The 20,883-nt window shown below is 43.3% G+C and carries 23 protein-coding genes, 2 tRNA genes and 2 rRNA genes; 5 read left to right on the forward strand and 22 right to left on the reverse strand.

Annotated elements, in window-relative coordinates; translation table 11 throughout:
* Nucleotides 1-77: 77 nt before the first annotated feature.
* The 22 genes from PSM_RS14035 to PSM_RS14140 form a co-directional block, all read right to left on the reverse strand.
* Nucleotides 78-2,964: ribosomal RNA gene (locus tag PSM_RS14035) — 23S ribosomal RNA — on the reverse strand.
* Nucleotides 2,965-3,268: 304 nt separating this feature from the next.
* Nucleotides 3,269-3,344: transfer RNA gene (locus PSM_RS14040), tRNA-Ala, on the reverse strand.
* A gap of 111 nt (nt 3,345-3,455) precedes the next feature.
* A tRNA-Ile gene (locus PSM_RS14045) sits at nt 3,456-3,532 on the reverse strand.
* Nucleotides 3,533-3,608: 76 nt separating this feature from the next.
* Nucleotides 3,609-5,144: ribosomal RNA gene (locus PSM_RS14050) — 16S ribosomal RNA — on the reverse strand.
* The 16S and 23S rRNA genes sit together here with 2 tRNA genes alongside, the layout of an rRNA operon.
* A gap of 981 nt (nt 5,145-6,125) precedes the next feature.
* The gene (gene rplQ / locus PSM_RS14060) at nt 6,126-6,527 is read right to left on the reverse strand and encodes a 50S ribosomal protein L17 (protein WP_013466072.1); all 402 of its coding nucleotides are present in this window, start codon (nt 6,525-6,527) and stop codon (nt 6,126-6,128) included.
* 39 nt (nt 6,528-6,566) lie between these two features.
* Nucleotides 6,567-7,553 (reverse strand): DNA-directed RNA polymerase subunit alpha, encoded by a 987-nt coding sequence (locus PSM_RS14065; RefSeq protein WP_008115371.1) that lies wholly within the window; start codon nt 7,551-7,553, stop codon nt 6,567-6,569.
* A 24-nt stretch (nt 7,554-7,577) separates the two neighbouring features.
* On the reverse strand, nt 7,578-8,198 hold the full coding sequence (rpsD, locus tag PSM_RS14070; protein WP_002959461.1) for a 30S ribosomal protein S4: 621 nt from the start codon (nt 8,196-8,198) through the stop codon (nt 7,578-7,580).
* Nucleotides 8,199-8,219: 21 nt separating this feature from the next.
* Nucleotides 8,220-8,606 (reverse strand): 30S ribosomal protein S11, encoded by a 387-nt coding sequence (rpsK, locus tag PSM_RS14075; protein ID WP_002959471.1) that lies wholly within the window; start codon nt 8,604-8,606, stop codon nt 8,220-8,222.
* Between the two features lie 12 nt (nt 8,607-8,618).
* Entirely contained in the window at nt 8,619-8,975 is a 357-nt protein-coding gene (gene rpsM, locus PSM_RS14080) for a 30S ribosomal protein S13 (protein ID WP_008115377.1), read from the reverse strand.
* A gap of 125 nt (nt 8,976-9,100) precedes the next feature.
* Nucleotides 9,101-9,214, reverse strand: a complete 114-nt coding sequence (gene rpmJ / locus PSM_RS18485) for a 50S ribosomal protein L36 (RefSeq protein ID WP_002959476.1) — start codon at nt 9,212-9,214, stop codon at nt 9,101-9,103.
* Between the two features lie 22 nt (nt 9,215-9,236).
* Nucleotides 9,237-10,565, reverse strand: a complete 1,329-nt coding sequence (gene secY / locus PSM_RS14085) for a preprotein translocase subunit SecY (RefSeq protein WP_008115380.1) — start codon at nt 10,563-10,565, stop codon at nt 9,237-9,239.
* 10 nt (nt 10,566-10,575) lie between these two features.
* Nucleotides 10,576-11,010: a 50S ribosomal protein L15 gene (rplO, locus tag PSM_RS14090; protein ID WP_013466073.1), complete on the reverse strand. Its 435-nt coding sequence runs from the start codon at nt 11,008-11,010 to the stop codon at nt 10,576-10,578.
* A 4-nt stretch (nt 11,011-11,014) separates the two neighbouring features.
* Nucleotides 11,015-11,197 carry a 50S ribosomal protein L30 gene (gene rpmD / locus PSM_RS14095; RefSeq protein WP_008115384.1) on the reverse strand — a complete coding sequence of 61 codons (183 nt, stop codon included), beginning with the start codon at nt 11,195-11,197 and terminating at the stop codon, nt 11,015-11,017.
* A 3-nt stretch (nt 11,198-11,200) separates the two neighbouring features.
* Entirely contained in the window at nt 11,201-11,707 is a 507-nt protein-coding gene (gene rpsE / locus PSM_RS14100) for a 30S ribosomal protein S5 (RefSeq protein ID WP_008115387.1), read from the reverse strand.
* A 9-nt stretch (nt 11,708-11,716) separates the two neighbouring features.
* Nucleotides 11,717-12,067: a 50S ribosomal protein L18 gene (gene rplR, locus PSM_RS14105; RefSeq protein WP_008115388.1), complete on the reverse strand. Its 351-nt coding sequence runs from the start codon at nt 12,065-12,067 to the stop codon at nt 11,717-11,719.
* A gap of 9 nt (nt 12,068-12,076) precedes the next feature.
* Nucleotides 12,077-12,610, reverse strand: a complete 534-nt coding sequence (gene rplF, locus PSM_RS14110) for a 50S ribosomal protein L6 (protein WP_006794247.1) — start codon at nt 12,608-12,610, stop codon at nt 12,077-12,079.
* Between the two features lie 13 nt (nt 12,611-12,623).
* On the reverse strand, nt 12,624-13,016 hold the full coding sequence (gene rpsH, locus PSM_RS14115; RefSeq protein ID WP_008115392.1) for a 30S ribosomal protein S8: 393 nt from the start codon (nt 13,014-13,016) through the stop codon (nt 12,624-12,626).
* 21 nt (nt 13,017-13,037) lie between these two features.
* On the reverse strand, nt 13,038-13,343 hold the full coding sequence (rpsN, locus tag PSM_RS14120) for a 30S ribosomal protein S14 (protein WP_006794245.1): 306 nt from the start codon (nt 13,341-13,343) through the stop codon (nt 13,038-13,040).
* Nucleotides 13,344-13,353: 10 nt separating this feature from the next.
* Nucleotides 13,354-13,893, reverse strand: coding sequence for a 50S ribosomal protein L5 (rplE, locus tag PSM_RS14125; protein ID WP_010392500.1), 540 nt, complete (start codon nt 13,891-13,893; stop codon nt 13,354-13,356).
* Nucleotides 13,894-13,909: 16 nt separating this feature from the next.
* Entirely contained in the window at nt 13,910-14,224 is a 315-nt protein-coding gene (gene rplX, locus PSM_RS14130; RefSeq protein ID WP_004589210.1) for a 50S ribosomal protein L24, read from the reverse strand.
* 10 nt (nt 14,225-14,234) lie between these two features.
* Nucleotides 14,235-14,603, reverse strand: coding sequence for a 50S ribosomal protein L14 (rplN, locus tag PSM_RS14135; protein WP_008115397.1), 369 nt, complete (start codon nt 14,601-14,603; stop codon nt 14,235-14,237).
* Between the two features lie 274 nt (nt 14,604-14,877).
* Nucleotides 14,878-16,815 carry an AsmA family protein gene (locus PSM_RS14140; RefSeq protein ID WP_013466074.1) on the reverse strand — a complete coding sequence of 646 codons (1,938 nt, stop codon included), beginning with the start codon at nt 16,813-16,815 and terminating at the stop codon, nt 14,878-14,880.
* Between the two features lie 236 nt (nt 16,816-17,051).
* On the opposite strand from PSM_RS14140, the gene PSM_RS14145 reads away from it, so the two are divergent.
* The 5 genes from PSM_RS14145 to PSM_RS14165 all read left to right on the forward strand — a co-directional run bounded on the left by PSM_RS14145 (nt 17,052) and on the right by PSM_RS14165 (nt 20,868).
* Nucleotides 17,052-17,471: a hypothetical protein gene (locus PSM_RS14145; protein WP_008115399.1), complete on the forward strand. Its 420-nt coding sequence runs from the start codon at nt 17,052-17,054 to the stop codon at nt 17,469-17,471.
* 8 nt (nt 17,472-17,479) lie between these two features.
* Complete coding sequence (locus tag PSM_RS14150) at nt 17,480-17,680, forward strand: helix-turn-helix transcriptional regulator (protein WP_013466075.1); 201 nt, start codon at nt 17,480-17,482, stop codon at nt 17,678-17,680.
* A gap of 149 nt (nt 17,681-17,829) precedes the next feature.
* A complete protein-coding gene (locus tag PSM_RS14155) occupies nt 17,830-18,993 on the forward strand; it encodes a hypothetical protein (protein WP_013466076.1) in 1,164 nt (387 codons plus the stop codon).
* A gap of 292 nt (nt 18,994-19,285) precedes the next feature.
* A complete protein-coding gene (locus tag PSM_RS14160; protein WP_013466077.1) occupies nt 19,286-19,963 on the forward strand; it encodes a TorF family putative porin in 678 nt (225 codons plus the stop codon).
* Between the two features lie 194 nt (nt 19,964-20,157).
* The gene (locus PSM_RS14165) at nt 20,158-20,868 is read left to right on the forward strand and encodes a YIP1 family protein (protein WP_013466079.1); all 711 of its coding nucleotides are present in this window, start codon (nt 20,158-20,160) and stop codon (nt 20,866-20,868) included.
* The last annotated feature ends 15 nt before the right edge of the window (nt 20,869-20,883 follow it).

Raw genomic sequence — 20,883 nt, forward strand, 5'->3', positions numbered from 1 at the left:
AAAGAGTAATCAAGTATCTACTTTAGTTATATTAACTTCTGCGCTTAAACTATCACATAAAACGCGTTTGGCGTTGTATGGTTAAGCCTCACGGGTAATTAGTACAAGTTAGCTTAATGGCTCACACCACTTCCACATCTTGCCTATCAACGTTGTAGTCTTCAACGGCCCTTCAGAGACTTTAAAAGTCTAGTGAGAACTCATCTCGAGGCCTGCTTCGCGCTTAGATGCTTTCAGCGCTTATCAGTTCCGAACGTAGCTACCGGGCAATGCCATTGGCATGACAACCCGAACACCAGCGGTTCGTTCACTCCGGTCCTCTCGTACTAGGAGCAACCCCTCTCAATTCTCAAACGCCCACGGCAGATAGGGACCGAACTGTCTCACGACGTTCTAAACCCAGCTCGCGTACCACTTTAAATGGCGAACAGCCATACCCTTGGGACCGACTTCAGCCCCAGGATGTGATGAGCCGACATCGAGGTGCCAAACACCGCCGTCGATATGAACTCTTGGGCGGTATCAGCCTGTTATCCCCGGAGTACCTTTTATCCGTTGAGCGATGGCCCTTCCATTCAGAACCACCGGATCACTATGACCTACTTTCGTACCTGCTCGACGTGTCTGTCTCGCAGTTAAGCTGGCTTCTACCATTACACTAACCGTACGATGTCCGACCGTACTTAGCCAACCTTCGTGCTCCTCCGTTACTCTTTGGGAGGAGACCGCCCCAGTCAAACTACCCACCAGGCACTGTCCGTAACCCCGATTCAGGGGCCAACGTTAGAACATCAAAACTACAAGGGTGGTATTTCAAGGACGACTCCACAAAAACTAGCGTCTCTGCTTCTAAGTCTCCCACCTATCCTACACATGTAGGTTCAATGTTCAGTGCCAAGCTGTAGTAAAGGTTCACGGGGTCTTTCCGTCTAGCCGCGGGTACACAGCATCTTCACTGCGATTTCAATTTCACTGAGTCTCGGGTGGAGACAGCGTGGCCATGGTTACACCATTCGTGCAGGTCGGAACTTACCCGACAAGGAATTTCGCTACCTTAGGACCGTTATAGTTACGGCCGCCGTTTACCGGGGCTTCGATCAAGAGCTTCTCCGAAGATAACCCCATCAATTAACCTTCCGGCACCGGGCAGGTGTCACACCGTATACGTCATCTTGCGATTTTGCACAGTGCTGTGTTTTTAATAAACAGTCCCAGCCACCTGGTCACTGCGGCTCCAATCAGCTTAAAGAGCAAGTCTCATCACCAATCGGAGCGTACCTTCTCCCGAAGTTACGGTACGATTTTGCCTAGTTCCTTCACCCGAGTTCTCTCAAGCGCCTTAGTATTCTCTACCTGACCACCTGTGTCGGTTTGGGGTACGATTCGGTATAATCTGAAGCTTAGAGGCTTTTCCTGGAAGTATGGCATCAGCAACTTCATCACCTTGGTGACTCGTCTCGTGTCTCAGCCTAACAGCAACCCGGATTTACCTAAGTCACTAGCCTACACACTTTCACATGGACTACCATCGCCATGCTTGCTTAGCCTGCTCCGTCCCCCCATCGCAATTATACCAAGTACGGAAATATTAATCCGTTTCCCATCGACTACGCCTTTCGGCCTCGCCTTAGGGGTCGACTTACCCTACCCTGATTAACATGGGATAGGAACCCTTGGTCTTCCGGCGTGCGGGTTTTTCACCCGCATTATCGTTACTCATGTCAGCATTCGCACTTCTGATACGTCCAGCATACCTCCCGGTACACCTTCAACCGCTTACAGAACGCTCCCCTACCACTCAAAATAAATTTTGAATCCGCAGCTTCGGTGCATAGTTTAGCCCCGTTACATCTTCCGCGCAGACCGACTCGACCAGTGAGCTATTACGCTTTCTTTAAAGGATGGCTGCTTCTAAGCCAACCTCCTGGCTGTCTGGGCCTTTCCACATCGTTTCCCACTTAACTATGACTTTGGGACCTTAGCTGGCGGTCTGGGTTGTTTCCCTCTTCACGACGGACGTTAGCACCCGCCGTGTGTCTCCCGGATATTACTTTACGGTATTCGGAGTTTGCAAAGGGTTGGTAAGTCGGGATGACCCCCTAGCCTTAACAGTGCTCTACCCCCGTAAGTATTCGTCCGAGGCTCTACCTAAATAGATTTCGGGGAGAACCAGCTATCTCCCGGTTTGATTAGCCTTTCACTCCTAACCACAGGTCATCCCCTAACTTTTCAACGTTAGTGGGTTCGGTCCTCCAGTTGATGTTACTCAACCTTCAACCTGCCCATGGCTAGATCACCGGGTTTCGGGTCTATACCTTGCAACTATTCGCCCAGTTAAGACTCGGTTTCCCTACGGCTACCCTAATCGGTTAACCTCGCTACAAAATATAAGTCGCTGACCCATTATACAAAAGGTACGCAGTCACCCAACAAGTGGGCTCCTACTGCTTGTACGTACACGGTTTCAGGTTCTATTTCACTCCCCTCACAGGGGTTCTTTTCGCCTTTCCCTCACGGTACTGGTTCACTATCGGTCAGTTGGGAGTATTTAGCCTTAGATGATGGTCCACCTATATTCAGTCAAAGTTTCACGTGCTCCGACCTACTCGATTTCACTTAAAATGCATTTTCATGTACGGGACTATCACCCTGTATCGTGGCACTTTCCAGAGCCTTCCATTAACACATAATAAGCTTAAGGGCTGTTCCGATTTCGCTCGCCGCTACTATCGGAATCTCGGTTGATTTCTTTTCCTACGGGTACTTAGATGTTTCAGTTCTCCGCGTTCGCCTCGTTAACCTATGTATTCAGTTAACGATACCTGCAAGCAGGTGGGTTTCCCCATTCGGAAATCCTAGTCTCAAGTGCTTTTTACTAGCTTGACTAGGCTTATCGCAAGTTAATACGTCCTTCATCGCCTCCAACTGCCAAGGCATCCACCGTGTACGCTTAGTCACTTAACCATACAACCCAAACGGGTCTTTGTTGTGTGACAGTTTAACTTCGCCAGAAGTTAATATTGAATACTAAAGTAGATACCAATCAATAAACGAAACGTTCATTAAATGGCACTGAATGATACTGCTATCATTCTTTTTTACTTTTGAAAACTCTGTACAAATAACACTGTTATTCATACGAATTTTATTATCAGCTTTTCCAAATTTTTAAAGAGCAGAGAATCAAAAACTTCTCAAAATTAAACACACTCTATTCTCAGGTGATTGTGCTACCCGATAAAAGAATATTTATTTTTAAGAAGTAAAGTGGTGGAGCTAAGCAGGATCGAACTGCTGACCTCCTGCGTGCAAGGCAGGCGCTCTCCCAGCTGAGCTATAGCCCCACATATGCTGGTCTTACTGTTTGTATACCGACTTCTTTTTAAGACAAGGCGTAAGTTGAGGCCGTTTAGTTTACTAAACAACGAAGCTTACAACGAAGCATTAAGAAGAAGTGGTGGGTCTGAGTAGATTTGAACTACCGACCTCACCCTTATCAGGGGTGCGCTCTAACCAGCTGAGCTACAGACCCAAACAATAAGTGTTGTTCTCTTTACAATTAACAATCATCTGTGTGGACACTACGAACAAATAAGTTCTAAATCGTATAAGGAGGTGATCCAGCCCCAGGTTCCCCTAGGGCTACCTTGTTACGACTTCACCCCAGTCATGAATCACTCCGTGGTAAACGTCCTCCCGAGGGTTAGACTATCTACTTCTGGAGCAACCCACTCCCATGGTGTGACGGGCGGTGTGTACAAGGCCCGGGAACGTATTCACCGCGTCATTCTGATACGCGATTACTAGCGATTCCGACTTCATGGAGTCGAGTTGCAGACTCCAATCCGGACTACGACGCACTTTAAGTGATTCGCTTACTCTCGCGAGTTCGCAGCACTCTGTATGCGCCATTGTAGCACGTGTGTAGCCCTACACGTAAGGGCCATGATGACTTGACGTCGTCCCCACCTTCCTCCGGTTTATCACCGGCAGTCTCCTTAGAGTTCTCAGCATTACCTGCTAGCAACTAAGGATAGGGGTTGCGCTCGTTGCGGGACTTAACCCAACATCTCACAACACGAGCTGACGACAGCCATGCAGCACCTGTATCAGAGTTCCCGAAGGCACCAAACTATCTCTAGTAAGTTCTCTGTATGTCAAGTGTAGGTAAGGTTCTTCGCGTTGCATCGAATTAAACCACATGCTCCACCGCTTGTGCGGGCCCCCGTCAATTCATTTGAGTTTTAACCTTGCGGCCGTACTCCCCAGGCGGTCTACTTAATGCGTTAGCTTTGAAAAACAGAACCGAGGTTCCGAGCTTCTAGTAGACATCGTTTACGGCGTGGACTACCAGGGTATCTAATCCTGTTTGCTCCCCACGCTTTCGTACATGAGCGTCAGTGTTGACCCAGGTGGCTGCCTTCGCCATCGGTATTCCTTCAGATCTCTACGCATTTCACCGCTACACCTGAAATTCTACCACCCTCTATCACACTCTAGTTTGCCAGTTCGAAATGCAGTTCCCAGGTTGAGCCCGGGGCTTTCACATCTCGCTTAACAAACCGCCTGCGTACGCTTTACGCCCAGTAATTCCGATTAACGCTCGCACCCTCCGTATTACCGCGGCTGCTGGCACGGAGTTAGCCGGTGCTTCTTCTGTCAGTAACGTCACAGCTAGCAGGTATTAACTACTAACCTTTCCTCCTGACTGAAAGTGCTTTACAACCCGAAGGCCTTCTTCACACACGCGGCATGGCTGCATCAGGCTTGCGCCCATTGTGCAATATTCCCCACTGCTGCCTCCCGTAGGAGTCTGGGCCGTGTCTCAGTCCCAGTGTGGCTGATCATCCTCTCAAACCAGCTAGGGATCGTCGCCTTGGTGAGCCATTACCTCACCAACTAGCTAATCCCACTTGGGCCAATCTAAAGGCGAGAGCCGAAGCCCCCTTTGGTCCGTAGACATTATGCGGTATTAGCAGTCGTTTCCAACTGTTGTCCCCCACCTCAAGGCATGTTCCCAAGCATTACTCACCCGTCCGCCGCTCGTCAGCAAAGTAGCAAGCTACTTTCTGTTACCGCTCGACTTGCATGTGTTAGGCCTGCCGCCAGCGTTCAATCTGAGCCATGATCAAACTCTTCAATTAAAAAGTTTTATGTCTTTCGACAGCTCAATGAATTCTGAATTTATTTAATATCTTTCGATATTGAATTGACTGTGCTGAATAATTACCGAAGTAACTATTCTGTTGGTCACTCAGTTCAATTGAGACTCTAAATTTGTTTGCCTCACTACCTAAGTAGCTTGGCTGTTAGAACTCAATCTGTACGAGTGCCCACACAGATGATTGCTTTATATTGTTAAAGAACGTTGCGATTAAAGCGCTTAACTTTATCTCGCTAGGGCTGCGCATATTACGCTTTCCTATTTTTTTGTCAACACTTAATTTTAAACTTTCTTGCGATGATTTAAACTCAAGTTTTACTTAACTCTCTGAGTAGCTCGTGCCTCGCTATGCGTTGCGCTCTGCCGTCTCAGTGGGGTCGCATTATAGGGAGATCCGAAAACAGATCAACCCTTTTTTGAAGAAAACTTGAAATAAATGACTGTTCGAACAAAATTACAACTAAACGCTTAAAAAGACAACTAAACTCAAGCATATTTAGCTTCAAATGAGGTTATAAGTTATTTTTTAATGATAACGTGTTGATGTTGATGTTGAAATCGCTTGCAAATAGCATCCGATTTCTTGCTATAACTATTTTAGCTAGTAGAACACTAAGGGCATTTGGCAAAAAACATAGCATATAGATAAGGCTTTCTTTACTTATGTATTTACTGTTTCAACCTATGACGTTAATCACAACCTTAAGTTATATAATTAGCTTATTTTTACCAATCATAGCTAAATAGCATATATAGGTCAGGGGTAACATGAAGAAAGTATTTAAATAAGCGAACTATTTTTCTGTTAGTAGCAAATAGACTGCCTTTATTGATATGGGGCTGTTGTTTATTATTGATAAAAAAATTGGGGAGGACTTGTCGCGACCCTATTACCGTGTGATAAATTTTAGGTATTAAAAAGCCGAGCATAAGCTCGGCTTTTTGGTGTCTCTTTAAAGACTTACTCTGCAGACTGTGCGTCTTCTTGAACTTCTTCGCTCGCCGCTGGGCGACCAACTAGTTCAATATAAGCCATTGGTGCATTATCACCAGCACGGAAGCCACACTTAAGAATACGAGTGTAACCACCTGGACGGTCTGTATTACGAGGACCGATTTCGCTGAACAATTTACCAACTACTTCATTATCACGCGTGCGGGCAAATGCTAAACGGCGATTTGCTACGCTGTCAGTCTTAGCCAGTGTGATTAAAGGTTCAATTACACGGCGTAACTCTTTCGCTTTAGGCAAAGTAGTTTTGATGATTTCATGTTTCACCAAAGAACCTGCCATATTGCTGAACATCGCTTTACGATGGCTACTGTTACGGTTTAATTGACGACCACTCTTACGATGGCGCATGACCCTATCCTTCTAACTAAACTAATATAGTGATTTAGATTATTCAGCTAGGCTTGCAGGCGGCCAATTTTCTAGGCGCATACCTAGAGAAAGACCACGTGAAGCTAGCACGTCTTTTATTTCAGTTAGAGACTTCTTACCTAAATTAGGCGTTTTAAGAAGCTCAACTTCAGTGCGCTGAACTAAATCACCGATATATTGAATTTGCTCGGCTTTCAAACAGTTTGCTGAACGTACTGTTAGTTCAAGATCATCAACTGGACGAAGTAGAATAGGATCGAATTCTGGCTTCTCTTCTTTCTCTTCTGGCTCAGTTACATCGCGTAAATCTACGAATGCATCTAGTTGCTCAGCTAAGATAGTAGACGCACGGCGGATCGCTTCTTCAGGATCTAAAGTGCCGTTTGTTTCCATATCAATGATTAACTTGTCTAAGTCTGTACGTTGCTCAACACGGGCTGATTCAACCGAGTACGCAATACGTTCAACTGGGCTGAATGATGCATCAAGCAGCAATCGACCAATTGGACGCTCATCGTCATCAGAGGATAAACGACTAGATGCCGGCACATAACCACGACCACGCTCAACACGAATACGCATGCTGATCTCGCTGTTATTTGTAGTTAAATTACAAATAACATGATCTGGGTTAGCAATTGTTACATCGCCATCGTGCTGAATATCTGCCGCAGTCACAGGGCCTACACCAGATTTAGTCAGGGTCAGAAAAACTTCATCTTTGCCTTCTAACGTTACCGCTAGACCTTTAAGGTTTAGTAGTATTTCAATGATGTCTTCTTGTACGCCTTCTTTCGCGCTGTACTCATGCAATACACCGTCGATTTCAACTTCAGTTACTGCACATCCAGGCATAGATGATAACAGTATACGGCGTAAGGCATTACCCAAAGTGTGACCAAAGCCACGCTCGAGTGGTTCTAAAACTACTTTAGAACGCGTTGGGTTTATAGCGTCGATATCGACTAACCTTGGTTTTAGAAATTCTGTAACAGAACCCTGCATTTTATCCTCTCTTAACTCTTAACTTTACTTAGAGTAAAGTTCGACGATTAGTTGTTCATTAATGTCCGCAGACAGATCTGAACGCTCAGGTAGGCGCTTGAAGCTACCTTCCAATTTCTTACCGTCAACTTCAACCCAAGTCGGCTTTTCACGTTGCTCAGCCAACTCTAGAGCAGCGATGATACGTGCTTGTGTCTTAGACTTCTCACGGATTACAACAGTATCTTCTGGAGTAATTACGTATGAAGGAATGTTCACAACACGACCATTAACTAGAATCGCTTTGTGGCTTACTAACTGACGTGCTTCAGCGCGTGTGCTAGCAAAACCCATGCGATATACAACATTGTCTAAACGTTGCTCTAAAAGCTGTAACAAGTTTTCACCTGTATTACCTTTAAGGCGAGCAGCTTCTTTGTAGTAGTTACGGAATTGCTTTTCTAATACACCGTAGATACGACGTACTTTTTGCTTTTCACGTAATTGTAAACCGTAATCAGATAAGCGTCCTTTACGAGCGCCGTGCTGACCAGGTGCAGTCTCAAGTTTACACTTAGAGTCGATAGCTCTTACGCCGCTCTTAAGGAACAGGTCAGTACCTTCACGACGACTCAGCTTGAGCTTAGGGCCCAAATATCTTGCCATGTTATTTCTCCTAACCTATTGTTAAACGCGACGTTTCTTCGGTGGACGACAACCATTGTGTGGTATTGGCGTCACGTCAGTAATGTTGGTGATACGGTAACCAGCAGCATTCAAAGCACGTACAGCAGATTCACGACCTGGACCTGGACCTTTGATGAAAACTTCTAGATTTTTTAAACCGTATTCTTGAGCAGCAGTACCTGCACGCTCTGCAGCAACCTGAGCAGCAAATGGAGTAGATTTACGTGAACCACGGAAACCTGAACCACCGGCAGTAGCCCATGATAGTGCATTACCTTGACGGTCGGTAATTGTTACAATAGTGTTGTTGAAAGACGCATGAACATGAGCCATACCATCAGCAACTTGCTTTTTAACCTTTTTACGACGAATTGGTGTCTTAGCCATTTTACTATCCCCTTATCGCTTAATAGGCTTACGAGGACCCTTACGGGTACGCGCGTTAGTCTTTGTTCTTTGACCACGAAGTGGTAAAGAGCGACGGTGACGTAGGCCACGGAAACAACCAAGGTCCATAAGGCGCTTGATATTCAAAGTAACTTCACGACGAAGGTCACCTTCTACAGTGTACTTGCCAACTGCTTCACGCAATACGTCAAGTGTTTCGTCTGAAAGTTCACCGATTTTTGTGGTCTCGGCGATACCAGTCGCTTCTAAGATAGCCTTAGAGCGAGTCTTACCTATGCCATAAATAGCTGTTAAACCAATAACTGCATGTTTATGATCAGGGACGTTAATGCCAGCGATACGGGCCACTAACACATCTCCTATATTTGAATTTGGTAATCATCTGTTTGAAAAGCCCGTAAGGATACTCAAACGAAGACCAAATCACAACTAAAAACACAGGCCGAGAAACCTCAGCCTGCACGACTGTTTACTTAGCCTTGCCTTTGCTTATGCTTAGGCTCACTGCAAATTACGCGTACTACACCAGCACGTTTAATAACTTTACAGTTACGGCATATTTTCTTAACGGAAGCACGTACTTTCATTGCTCAACTCCGTAAACTGACCTTATCGACCGTAGCCTTTAAGGTTCGCTTTTTTCAGCACAGAATCATACTGATGTGACATCAGATGCGTCTGTACTTGTGCCATAAAGTCCATGATTACTACAACGATAATCAAAATTGATGTACCGCCGAAATAGAATGGCGTTTGCCATGCCATAGTCATGAATTCGGGCACCAGACAGATAAAGGTTATATACAAAGCACCTGCCAATGTCAGGCGTGTCATCACTTTATCAATGTATTTAGATGTCTGCTCACCTGGACGAATACCTGGGATAAATGCGCCAGATTTTTTCAGGTTGTCTGCCGTTTCACGCGGGTTAAAAACCAACGCTGTGTAGAAAAAGCAGAAGAAGATGATAGCCGCAGCTAAAACCATTGCATACAAAGGCTGACCTGGAGTCAACGTTGTAGCAATTGCTTGTAGCACATCAGCAACCGGACCTTCACCCTGGCCGAACCAGCTTGCAATTGTACCAGGGAACAGAATTATACTGCTAGCGAAGATTGGTGGAATAACACCCGCCATATTTACTTTCAGAGGTAAATGCGTGCTTTGAGCAGCAAATACTTGACGACCTTGTTGACGTTTGGCGTAGTTAACAACGATACGTCGTTGTCCACGTTCAAAGAATACAACAAGATAAGTAACAGCGAATACTATAACCGCAACCATCAACAGTACAAAAACATTCAAATCACCTTGGCGCGCCATTTCGGCTGTCGAACCAATAGCAGACGGCAGGTTAGCTACAATACCAACAAATATTAGAACTGAGATACCGTTACCGATACCACGTTCTGTTATCTGTTCGCCCAACCACATAAGGAACATAGTACCGGTTACTAAACTCACCACTGCGGTGAAATAGAATCCCATACCTGGGTTAACAACTAACCCGTTCATCATGCCCGGTAAGCTTGTGGCAATACCGATTGATTGGATAGTAGCAAGCACAAGCGTGCCGTAGCGTGTGTACTGGCTTATCTTTTTACGCCCTTGCTCACCTTCTTTCTTAAGCTCTATAAACGGCGGATACATATGCGTTAATAGTTGCGTAATAATCGAAGCCGAGATATACGGCATGATACCCAGTGCTAACACTGAAGCTCGCTCAAGCGCACCACCGCTAAACATGTTGAACATCTCAACAATGGTGCCCTTTTGTTGCTCGAAGAAATCGGCAAGTACAGCGGCGTCAATCCCAGGGATCGGCACAAATGAACCTAGACGGTAAATTATGATAGCACCCAATACGAAGAGTAATCGGCGCTTCAATTCCGAAAGTCCACCTTGTGCACTTTGTGTATCTTGACCTGGTTTAGCCATTAGTACTTCCTTAGTCTTCTACCTTGCCTCCGGCAGCTTCGATAGCTTCGCGTGCACCTTTAGTAGCCTTAAGGCCTTTAACGGTAACAGCGCGTGAAACTTCGCCAGATTTAACAACTTTAACGAACTGAACGTTCTTTTTAACTAGACCAGCTGCTTGTAACGCGCTTAGGTCTACCACATCGCCTTCAACTTTAGCGATTTCGTATAGGTTAATTTCTGCAGATACTAATGATTTGCGAGAAGTGAAACCGAACTTAGGTAGACGACGTTGCATAGGCATTTGACCGCCTTCGAAACCAACGCGTACTTTACCGCCAGAACGTGATTTTTGACCTTTGTGACCACGGCCACCAGTCTTACCAAGACCAGAACCGATACCACGACCAACACGTTTTGGAGCAGTTTTTGAACCTGCAGCAGGTGAAAGTGTATTCAAATGCATCGAATTACCCCTCTACCTTAACCATGTAATAAACCTGGTTAATCATACCACGTACACATGCTGTGTCTTCTAACTCAACAGTGTGATTGATACGACGTAAACCAAGACCGCGTAATGTAGCTTTATGCTTCGGTAAACGACCGATAGAGCTTTTTACTTGTGTTACTTTTACAGTTTTATTAGCCATGGTTTACCCCAAAATCTCATCTACTCGAAGACCACGTTTTGCAGCGATCGACTGAGGAGAATTCATGTTCTCAAGTGCTGAGATCGTTGCACGTACAACGTTGATCGGGTTAGTAGAACCGTAACATTTAGAAAGTACGTTCTGCACACCAGTCACTTCAAGTACTGCACGCATAGCACCACCTGCAATGATACCAGTACCTTCAGATGCTGGTTTCATAAACACTTGTGAGCCAGCATGACGTCCTTTAACAGGATGCTGTAATGTGTTGCCATTTAGGTCTACGTTGATCATGTTACGACGTGCTTTTTCCATTGCTTTTTGAATAGCAGCTGGAACTTCACGTGCTTTACCATAACCGAAACCTACTTTACCTGCGCCATCACCAACTACAGTTAGTGCAGTAAAGCTAAAGATACGACCACCTTTAACTACTTTAGACACACGGTTCACCGCGATTAGCTTTTCAGCTAAATCAGGCTGTTGTTGCTTTGCTTCTACGTTAGCCATTGTCTACTCCTAGAATTGCAAACCGGCTTCACGCGCAGCATCAGCTAGCGCCTTCACACGGCCGTGATATTTAAAGCCACTGCGATCAAAAGCAATCTTTTCGATGCCTTTGTCAGCCGCACGTTCAGCAACCGCTTTACCAACTGCTTGTGCAGCTGCAACGTTGCCTGTGCCTTTAACTGTTTCGCTAATAGCTTTCTCAACAGTAGAAGCAGCAGCCAGTACATTACCCTCAGCGTTTACAACTTGAGCGTAAATGTGACGTGGCGTGCGGTGGATAACAAGACGCGTTGTGCCTTGTTCAATATAATTTCTACGAGTGCGTTTAGCACGACGTAGACGAGCTGTTTTTTTATCCATCGTCTTACCTTACTTCTTCTTAGCCTCTTTACGGCGTACATTCTCATCTGAATAACGAACACCTTTACCTTTATAAGGCTCAGGTTTACGGTATGCACGAATGTTAGCAGCTGTTTGACCAACTAACTGCTTGTCTACGCCCTTAACTAGAACTTCTGTTTGGCTTGGAGTTTCAATCGTAATTCCTTCAGGAACTGCGAAATTAACTGGGTGCGAGAAACCAAGAGTTAAGTCTAAAACTTTGCCCTTAGCTGCAGCACGGTAACCAACACCTACTAACTGAAGTTTCTTCTCGTAACCTTCATGCGTACCAACAACCATGTTGTTGATTAGAGCGCGAGCAGTACCTGCTTGTGCCCATGCATTGGCTACGCCTTCACGAGGTAAAGTTGTAATAACGTTGTCGTTAACTTGTACTTCAACTGCATCGTTGATTGTACGAGTAAGTTCACCGTTTTTGCCTTTAACTGTGATTTCCTGGCCTTTTAATGTAACTTCTACACCGGCAGGAACGTTTATTGGTGCCTTTGCTATGCGAGACATAGTTCCCCTCCGATTAAGCTACAAAACCAATGATTTCACCACCAACGCCTGCACTACGTGCTGCGCGGTCTGTCATTAGGCCTTTAGAAGTTGATACGATAGCGATACCTAAACCACCCATTACCTTCGGTAATTCGTCACGTCTCTTATAGATACGTAGACCAGGGCGACTTACACGCTGGATATTTTCAATAACAGCTTTGCCTTCGAAGTACTTTAACTCGATAGAAAGCTCAGGTTTAACATCACCACTTACTGCGAAGTCTGCGATGTAACCTTCATTTTTTAATACATTAGCTACTGCTACTTTCAGTTTCGAATTAGGCATCGTTACAGATACTTTCTTCGCTGACTGACCGTTACGGATTCGTGTAAATAAATCCGCGATAGGATCTTGCAAGCTCATAGTCTTACTCCCATGATTCTATTACCAGCTAGCCTTTTTAAGGCCAGGAATTTCACCGCGCATAGCTGCTTCGCGAACTTTAATACGGCTCATGCCGAATTTGCGAAGGAAACCATGTGGGCGGCCCGTAATGTTACAACGATTACGTTGACGTGCAGGGCTAGAATCACGAGGTAAAGCTTGTAGCTTAAGTACCGCGTCCCAACGATCATCTTCAGATGTATTAACATCACTGATGATAGCTTTTAGTGCTGCACGCTTTTCAGCGTACTGAGCAACTAGTTTAGTGCGCTTTGCTTCGCGCGCTTTCATAGAATTCTTTGCCATAACCCTACCCTTATTTCTTGAATGGGAAGTTAAACGCTTCTAACAACGCACGGCCTTCCTCATCTGATTTCGCAGATGTAGTGATTGTGATATCCATACCGCGTACACGGTCTACTTTATCATAATCAATTTCTGGGAAGATGATTTGTTCACGTACGCCCATGCTGTAGTTACCACGTCCATCAAAAGACTTAGCACTTACACCACGGAAGTCACGGATACGTGGGATAGCGATTGAAACCAAACGCTCAAAAAAGTCCCACATACGCTCGCCGCGTAGGGTTACTTTACAACCAATCGGGTAACCTTCACGCACTTTGAAGCCAGCAACAGATTTGCGTGCTTTAGTGATTAAAGGTTTCTGACCAGAGATAGCTTCTAGATCCGCAACAGCGTTATCTAAAATCTTCTTGTCAGCTAAGGCTTCGCCCACACCCATATTTAATGTGATCTTCTCGATCTGAGGGACTTGCATGACAGAGCTGAAACCAAACTTCTCTTGAAGTTCAGCAACTACTTTGTCTTTATATACTTCATGCAGTTTCGCCATCATTCTACTCCAACTATTAGATAGTTTTACCAGTAGATTTAAAGATACGTAATTTCTTACCATCTTCAATCTTGAAACCTACACGATCTGCTTTGCTCGTTTCCGAGTTGTAGATCGCAACGTTTGATACGTCGATAGACGCTTCTTTCTCAACAATACCGCCAGCTTGGTTCAACTGTGGAACCGGCTTTTGGTGTTTCTTGATTAAGTTAATGCCTTCGACAAATACTCGACCAGACTCGGTTACAACTGAAAGCACTTTGCCGCGCTTACCTTTGTCTTTACCTGCTAGTACGATTACTTCGTCATCACGACGGATTTTTGCTGCCATGATAGACTCCTTACAGTACTTCTGGGGCTAGTGAAACGATTTTCATGAACTTTTCATTACGAAGTTCGCGAGTCACAGGGCCGAAAATACGAGTACCAATAGGCTGCAAGTTATCATTTAAGATAACAGCCGCATTGCTGTCGAAACGGATCAATGAACCGTCTGGACGACGAACGCCTTTTTTGGTACGCACAACTACCGCGTTTTTAACATCACCTTTCTTCACTTTACCGCGAGGAATCGCTTCTTTTACAGAAACTTTAATGATATCGCCAATCGCTGCATAGCGACGGTGTGAACCACCAAGGACTTTTATACACTGCACTTTGCGAGCGCCGCTGTTATCAGCAACTTCCAGCTGAGTTTGCATTTGGATCATGTTAATGACCTCCGGTGTAGTAATTACAACTTGTCTTAAATTTGTTTAAAATCAAGACATTTCGATTGAATTCCACTCAAAAAACATACTAGATGTCTCTTAAGGGCGGGCAATTGTATCAGCATTGAGGGGGGAGTGGTAGGTTATTTTTTAATTAATTTAACGCGGACGATAAATTAGAAACTGGTTTTTTATGCTATCTATCTAAATTACAGGTGGTTATAAAACAAACAAGGCACCTTTACGGTGCCTTGTTTTATATCAGTAATTAAAATTAGCCAAACAAACCTTTTAATTTGTCTTTAATTTTGTCTTTAGCTTTTTCTTTTGCTTCATCTTTAACCGCACTGCCTATATCTAATTTTATGCCAACATCATGAAATGGGCCTTTTATCCTCAGGGGAATTTTAAAGCCAGTGCTATCATCGGTAGTACCCTGACCTTCAATAGAATCAACTAAACCTGTTACTAGGCGGTAATTAACCTGAGTTTGCGGTAAATCAACGTCTCCTTCACCTGAAATACGTATTAAGGGGCTGATCAACGATAAATCAGTATTTTTGCCTACGCCATTGGTAAAGTTAAAACTACCAGAAAGTGCAGAGAAATCTGTTTTCTCAGATTCCTCAAATCCTGTATCTAATCCCTCAGACACGGCATTAAAGTTGCCTTTAACTAGCTCTTTCCCCTTACGCACCATTTCTGCTACGTTTGCTCCCTTAACTGCACCATCAGCGAACTTGAATCCTAGTTTACCATTAAGCGCGTTAATAAACGTTTTTTGGCTTTGCCCTGCTGTGGTTAGATTCCAGTTTAAAGAGCCCTTGCCCATTAGCTTATCAAAGCCTGCAGCATCGCTAAGTAATGGCTGTGCGTCTATTTTATCTAAATCGAAGTTGGTTGCTATTTTATAAGGAGTATTTTGAGCATTGATAGTCACCACCCCTTTACCTGTTCCTTCATAAGCCGCAAAGCTGTCTAAACTTAATTTAGCAACGCTATTTTTTAGTGCCACAGTAAACTGGTTGGCGCCGAGTTTAATATCGTTCGCTTTTAAGCCACTTGAACGGACAATCACATTTGCATCTAATGCATTTAAGCCACTTAAATCAATTTTAGTATCATCCCACACTATTGGCTCTGCAGGCTTAGAGTCGTCTTTTGCTGGGACTTCTTTTTTAGCTACGGTTTCAGGTAAGTAAGGATTTAAATCAAGCATGCCTAAGTCAATATCAGCATTAACAGCTAAGCGACTGCCTAAATTTAACTTACTTTTACCTTTAATCTCGAGTGCATCGAGCGTTGCTACTAATTCAGTTAAGTTAAACTCTTCACCGAGTAAGTGCATTTCGGCATTGATGCTAAAGGCGTTAAACGCATTGTTTTTAGCGTTTAAGTCAACTCCTTGCCAGTTAGCAATATTTTTAACCGAATCACCGTTAAGTGTTAAAAGTCCTTTAATGTCTTGGCCTTGTTTGGCTATGCTGCCATCAAACATTAGATCTACTAAACGTGAGTTAAGCGTTTGCTTTACATTAAATGTGGCGCCTTCAATCGCTTTTGCTGGTGTATTAAGTTTTACATCAAGCTCAAATCGCTCTTGCATATAAGTAATAGCACCGGTTACTTCAAGCTGTTTACGCAGTGAAGGCAGTAATATAGCCAGTTCTAAATCGCTAATTTGTTGTTTAGCACCCGTTTGACCATCTAAATAAGTAAATGACCCGCCATAAATAGCGACTTCACCTAATTGAATATCAAAGTTTTCAGGTAGTTTGACTGCCTCTCCCGCTTGAGTTTGTTGCTCTGGTTGCTTGGCCACTGCATCAAATAACTGCCAGTTTGCTTTGCCGCTTTTATCGGTTTCTAGCAAAATATCAGGCTCATTAATTACAAACTTTTCTAGCTTTAGTTCGCCACCGAGTAATGAAAGCCAAGGAATATGAACAGCAAGTTGCTGCATACTCGCCATATCAGCGCGAGAGCCACTGGGCATATTGGCAAAATGCACATCATTAAGTTCTAACTTTAATGCAGGAAATACACTGAGGGTTTTATCGCCCTTTATGGTTAATGTGCGCCCGGTTGTTTTTTCAACCTGCTCAGACACTTTATTAAAAATGGTATCAGTAGGAATTAAAAAAGGTGCAGCAACAATTAACGCTATGCATAGCAATAATATGACACCAATAACTTTAAATAAGGTCTTCATGATCATCCTTTCAAACGTGCAAATAATGTTCTTATCATAGCGGGAGTTAGCGCCAAAAGCATTGCCCAATAACTAAAAATCTACTTTCCTACATTCTAACGTGGGTATATGAATTGTAACTGAAACATTTTGATACCTTTAGGTTACAAAAAAATATTGACCAAATGATACCTACAGGTTACATTGATACCTACAGGTTACAAAATATAAATTAACACTTCCACAGGATGGACTTTATGAAACAACAAGATATTAAAACTGAAGAAAAACTTATGAGTCAGAACGCATGGTTTTCGGTGTTTATGGGTATCACTTTACTAATAATCAGTGGCTACCCAATTATCGGAAACACGTCAGCGCCGTTGCTGATTTTAGGAAGCGCCGCATTTCTTGGTTCTTTCCTTATGTTTGTAATTAGAGGTGGCTTTACATGGAGAATGAAATATCACCTTACTTATAAAGATGAATACTTAAATACTATAGATACTATTGCTTATAAACATGTTGTATTAGCATTGTTATTTAGTATGGGCACGGTTTATTTATTCTCTGAAGGCCTAACTTTACACATATCTCATAGCATGATGGCTACTTTTTACCTTGCTATTATGTGTTTGGCATACGGAATTTCTATTTTTTGGCAAAGCCGTGATTAGGAGTTAATGTGCAAAATCATATAGCTGAATTTCGTAAAAAGGCAGGGCTTTCACAGCAAGAACTGGCCGATGCTATTAATGTTTCACGAAAAACCATTAGCACGGTTGAAACATCTCGTTTTACACCCTCGGTGATCATTGCCTTAAAAATAGCACAGCACTTTAATACCTCAGTTGAACGGCTGTTTTCACTCGATGAACACGATTAATACAGTAATGATGCAATCTTGTGTTAATTAACTTACCAAGATTGCATCCCCTGTATTCTCCGGTATGATGCACGCCCCTGTTGCTGCTGGCTTATTTAAGCTAAAATGAAGCGACTAAAAAGTATATCTAACCGGAGAGTCTACAAGGCATGAAGAAACTGCTAATTTCACCGTCAAAAATGGCATTAGGCGAGCAAGAAAGTCAAATTTATCAAAATATTCTGAAGCAATCTTCAGAGCTAAGCCTAAACCTGATGGCTGTGAAAGTGGAAAACCATCCAGAAGACTTTTTAGGTTGGTGTTATGAGCTATTAAGTGCAAGCCGCGACCGTATTAATTACGACTTACTCGAAAGCCAACAATTACCACTATTAAAAAAGCTGCACGACCAACTTATTTCAGCCATTAGCTTTTTACAGTTAAAAACATTACGGGTAGCACCTTGGCCAGTAGTGAGTATGTTTGTAGAGCAACATAAAGAACTGGTGGCACTTGATGAGCAATTACGTTTAACTGCTTATATTGCAGGTCTGCGTGAAAAGCCGTTAAAAGAGATGATCCCTGAAGACTTACTCGCTTTTAGCGGTAAGCATATGGCATCACTCGATACGAGTACTTATAACTTTGATGTAGAATGGTTTGCCTCTACCAAAAGCGCCAAAGGTTTTCACCAGATGCTGGCTGATTTGCCAGGCGCATTCGACGATGCACTCAGCAACATTCCACTTGAGGGTGATGTAGCGCAAAATGATTACCAACAATTTGTAATTGCTTACTTGAGTGCATTTAATGGTAGTGATGAAAAACCAACTCTGGCGCCTGCCACCCGCTTATTAGCAATGCGCCGCCCTGATGTGTTTACTCCAATTAGTAACAGTCGCTTAGATGCACTTTGCTCCGCACTTGGTATCACCAAATTAAATAACCGTGACTTTGAGCGTTACTGGCAAGATGTAGTACAAAGCATTCACGCTATGTCATGGTTTAAAATGGCCAATGCTGGTAATGAACTAGAAACACAGTTGGTGGACATTAAAGCGCTTATACCTTGCTTTTTTTACTATGCAGATACTAATACTGCAGATAACTCTAACTACATTAAGCTACTTAATAAACCTACACGTAGCACTTCTAGCAGCAGTAAAGCGCCACGCCGAGGCAAAGAATCTGCTGAGATTTTAGTGGATCGCGCTCTTGCTGCTGATGATGTTCCAGAGCATATTCGTGCTAAACGTGACTCTATTATTAGCGAAGTACAAAAAGGCCGCGGTGTTAACGAAACAATTACCCTAATGCGTGCCATTTTTGGTTAATTAACCCACAAGAAAAATAAAATAGCCTAGCAGCGCTTTGATGGTGCAGCTAGGCTATTTTTTGCACCAGCAAAGTGAACCTGCTAAATAATTACTTTTCTATCCCTACCTCATATTATTTTCAATACATTGTTTTAAATAATAAAAATAATTTATAAACGAATAAGTTTAATTTGGCACACACAGTGCAAATACCCCATTAGTAACATAATAAAATGCCGCCAAACAAAAGGTTGTAGTCGTTCATAATAAAAAGCCTTGGCGTGCAAAATCATACAATGGGAAATGAGACATGCTAAAACTACAAAAAACAATATTGATCAGTGCATTGGCATTAACAGGAATGACATCAACTACTGCATTTGCTGAAGTAACAGCAAATGCAGCAGCCACTTCAAACTACTTATGGCGCGGACAAGAGCAAACTGGGGGCGATGCAGCTGTATCTGGCGGTATTGATTACGCTAATGAATCTGGATTTTATGCAGGTACGTGGGCGTCAAATGCGTCTTGGGCCGATGAAATGACCTACGAGCTAGACTTATACGCAGGTTTTGGCGGCGCAATTAATGAAAGCGTGAGTTATGACGTAGGGTATATCTATTATGCCTACCCTGATGCGGCATCAGGTGCAGATGCAGATTTTTCTGAAGTCTACGGTAGCATTAGTGTGCAAGGCTTTACATTTGGTGCAGCCGTACTTGCAACTTCTGCTGCCAATGGTGACGGTACTGATTTTGGTGATTCATTGTATCTAAATGCCGATTACAGCTTCGCTGTTGGTAGCAATGGCACAGAAATGGCGCTACATATAGGTCATTACTCAGGCGATTTCATCGGTGATGACAATATTATTGATTATGGTATTTCGGTGTCTAAAGATGGTTTTACTTTTGGCCTATCAGATAACGACATGGACGGCTCAGATGTAAAAGCTTATGTAGCCTACGCTGTCGACTTTAGCCTATAAAAAGAATGTGTTACTTGCTGCAACACTAAGGGCCGAAAGGCCCTTTCTCGTTTTAAATAACTTAACTAGATCTAATCACGCCACACCTTGTTAACAAACCGTTACAATTAATAAATCAACTTACCTCGCTTTTACCTTAGTATATGACTGATAACTATATAGTTCACTATTGAGAAAATCATAAAGGAATAATCATGAAGTCATCTAACGCGCTATCTGCTTGTATCGACATTTTTATCAGCCCAAGCAAGGCTTTTAATGGGCTAAAAGAAGCTAAAGGCTGGTCTTGGCTTGCTTTTGCACTTCTCGCTCTAACCCTTGCAGCCTCTGCTTATACATTTTATACCACTGCAGACTCACAATTTATTTTAGACCAGCAGGTTGCTGCAGCGAGTGTGGATGCCACAATCGGCGAGAAAAAAATGATCCGTCAAAGTATGGAGCAAAGCCTCGATAACCAAGTGTGGTTTGCAATTGGCGGGGGTATTTTCGGCCTTCTTTTTATAAATGCACTCCTATCTGGGTATTACATGTTGATATCTAAGCAAGACCCTGATGCTAATTATAGCTATGGTGCGTGGTATGGTTTTGGTGTTTGGAGCATGATGCCCATGGTTATTTCAAGTTTAGGTGTTGTTGCGCTAGTTCTTACAGCCAGTAACAATGAATTACCTATTAGTTTATTCAATTACGCGTCTATAAATCAGTTATTTCTGGGATTAGAGCTTGGAGATAGCTTCTATAATATGATGGAGAGTTTAAGTATTTTTAGTCTTTGGAGCATAGCTTTGGTTGCTATTGGGTTAAAGTGTTGGACTAATTTCAGCTTTAATAAAGCACTTCTTTTTGCTGCGCTACCGACCATTATCATTTACAGCATCTGGACAATTATTATTGTTGCTTAAAGGAATGTAGGCAAA

Source organism: Pseudoalteromonas sp. SM9913, from assembly GCF_000184065.1.
In the GTDB taxonomy this organism is placed as follows: domain Bacteria; phylum Pseudomonadota; class Gammaproteobacteria; order Enterobacterales; family Alteromonadaceae; genus Pseudoalteromonas; species Pseudoalteromonas tetraodonis.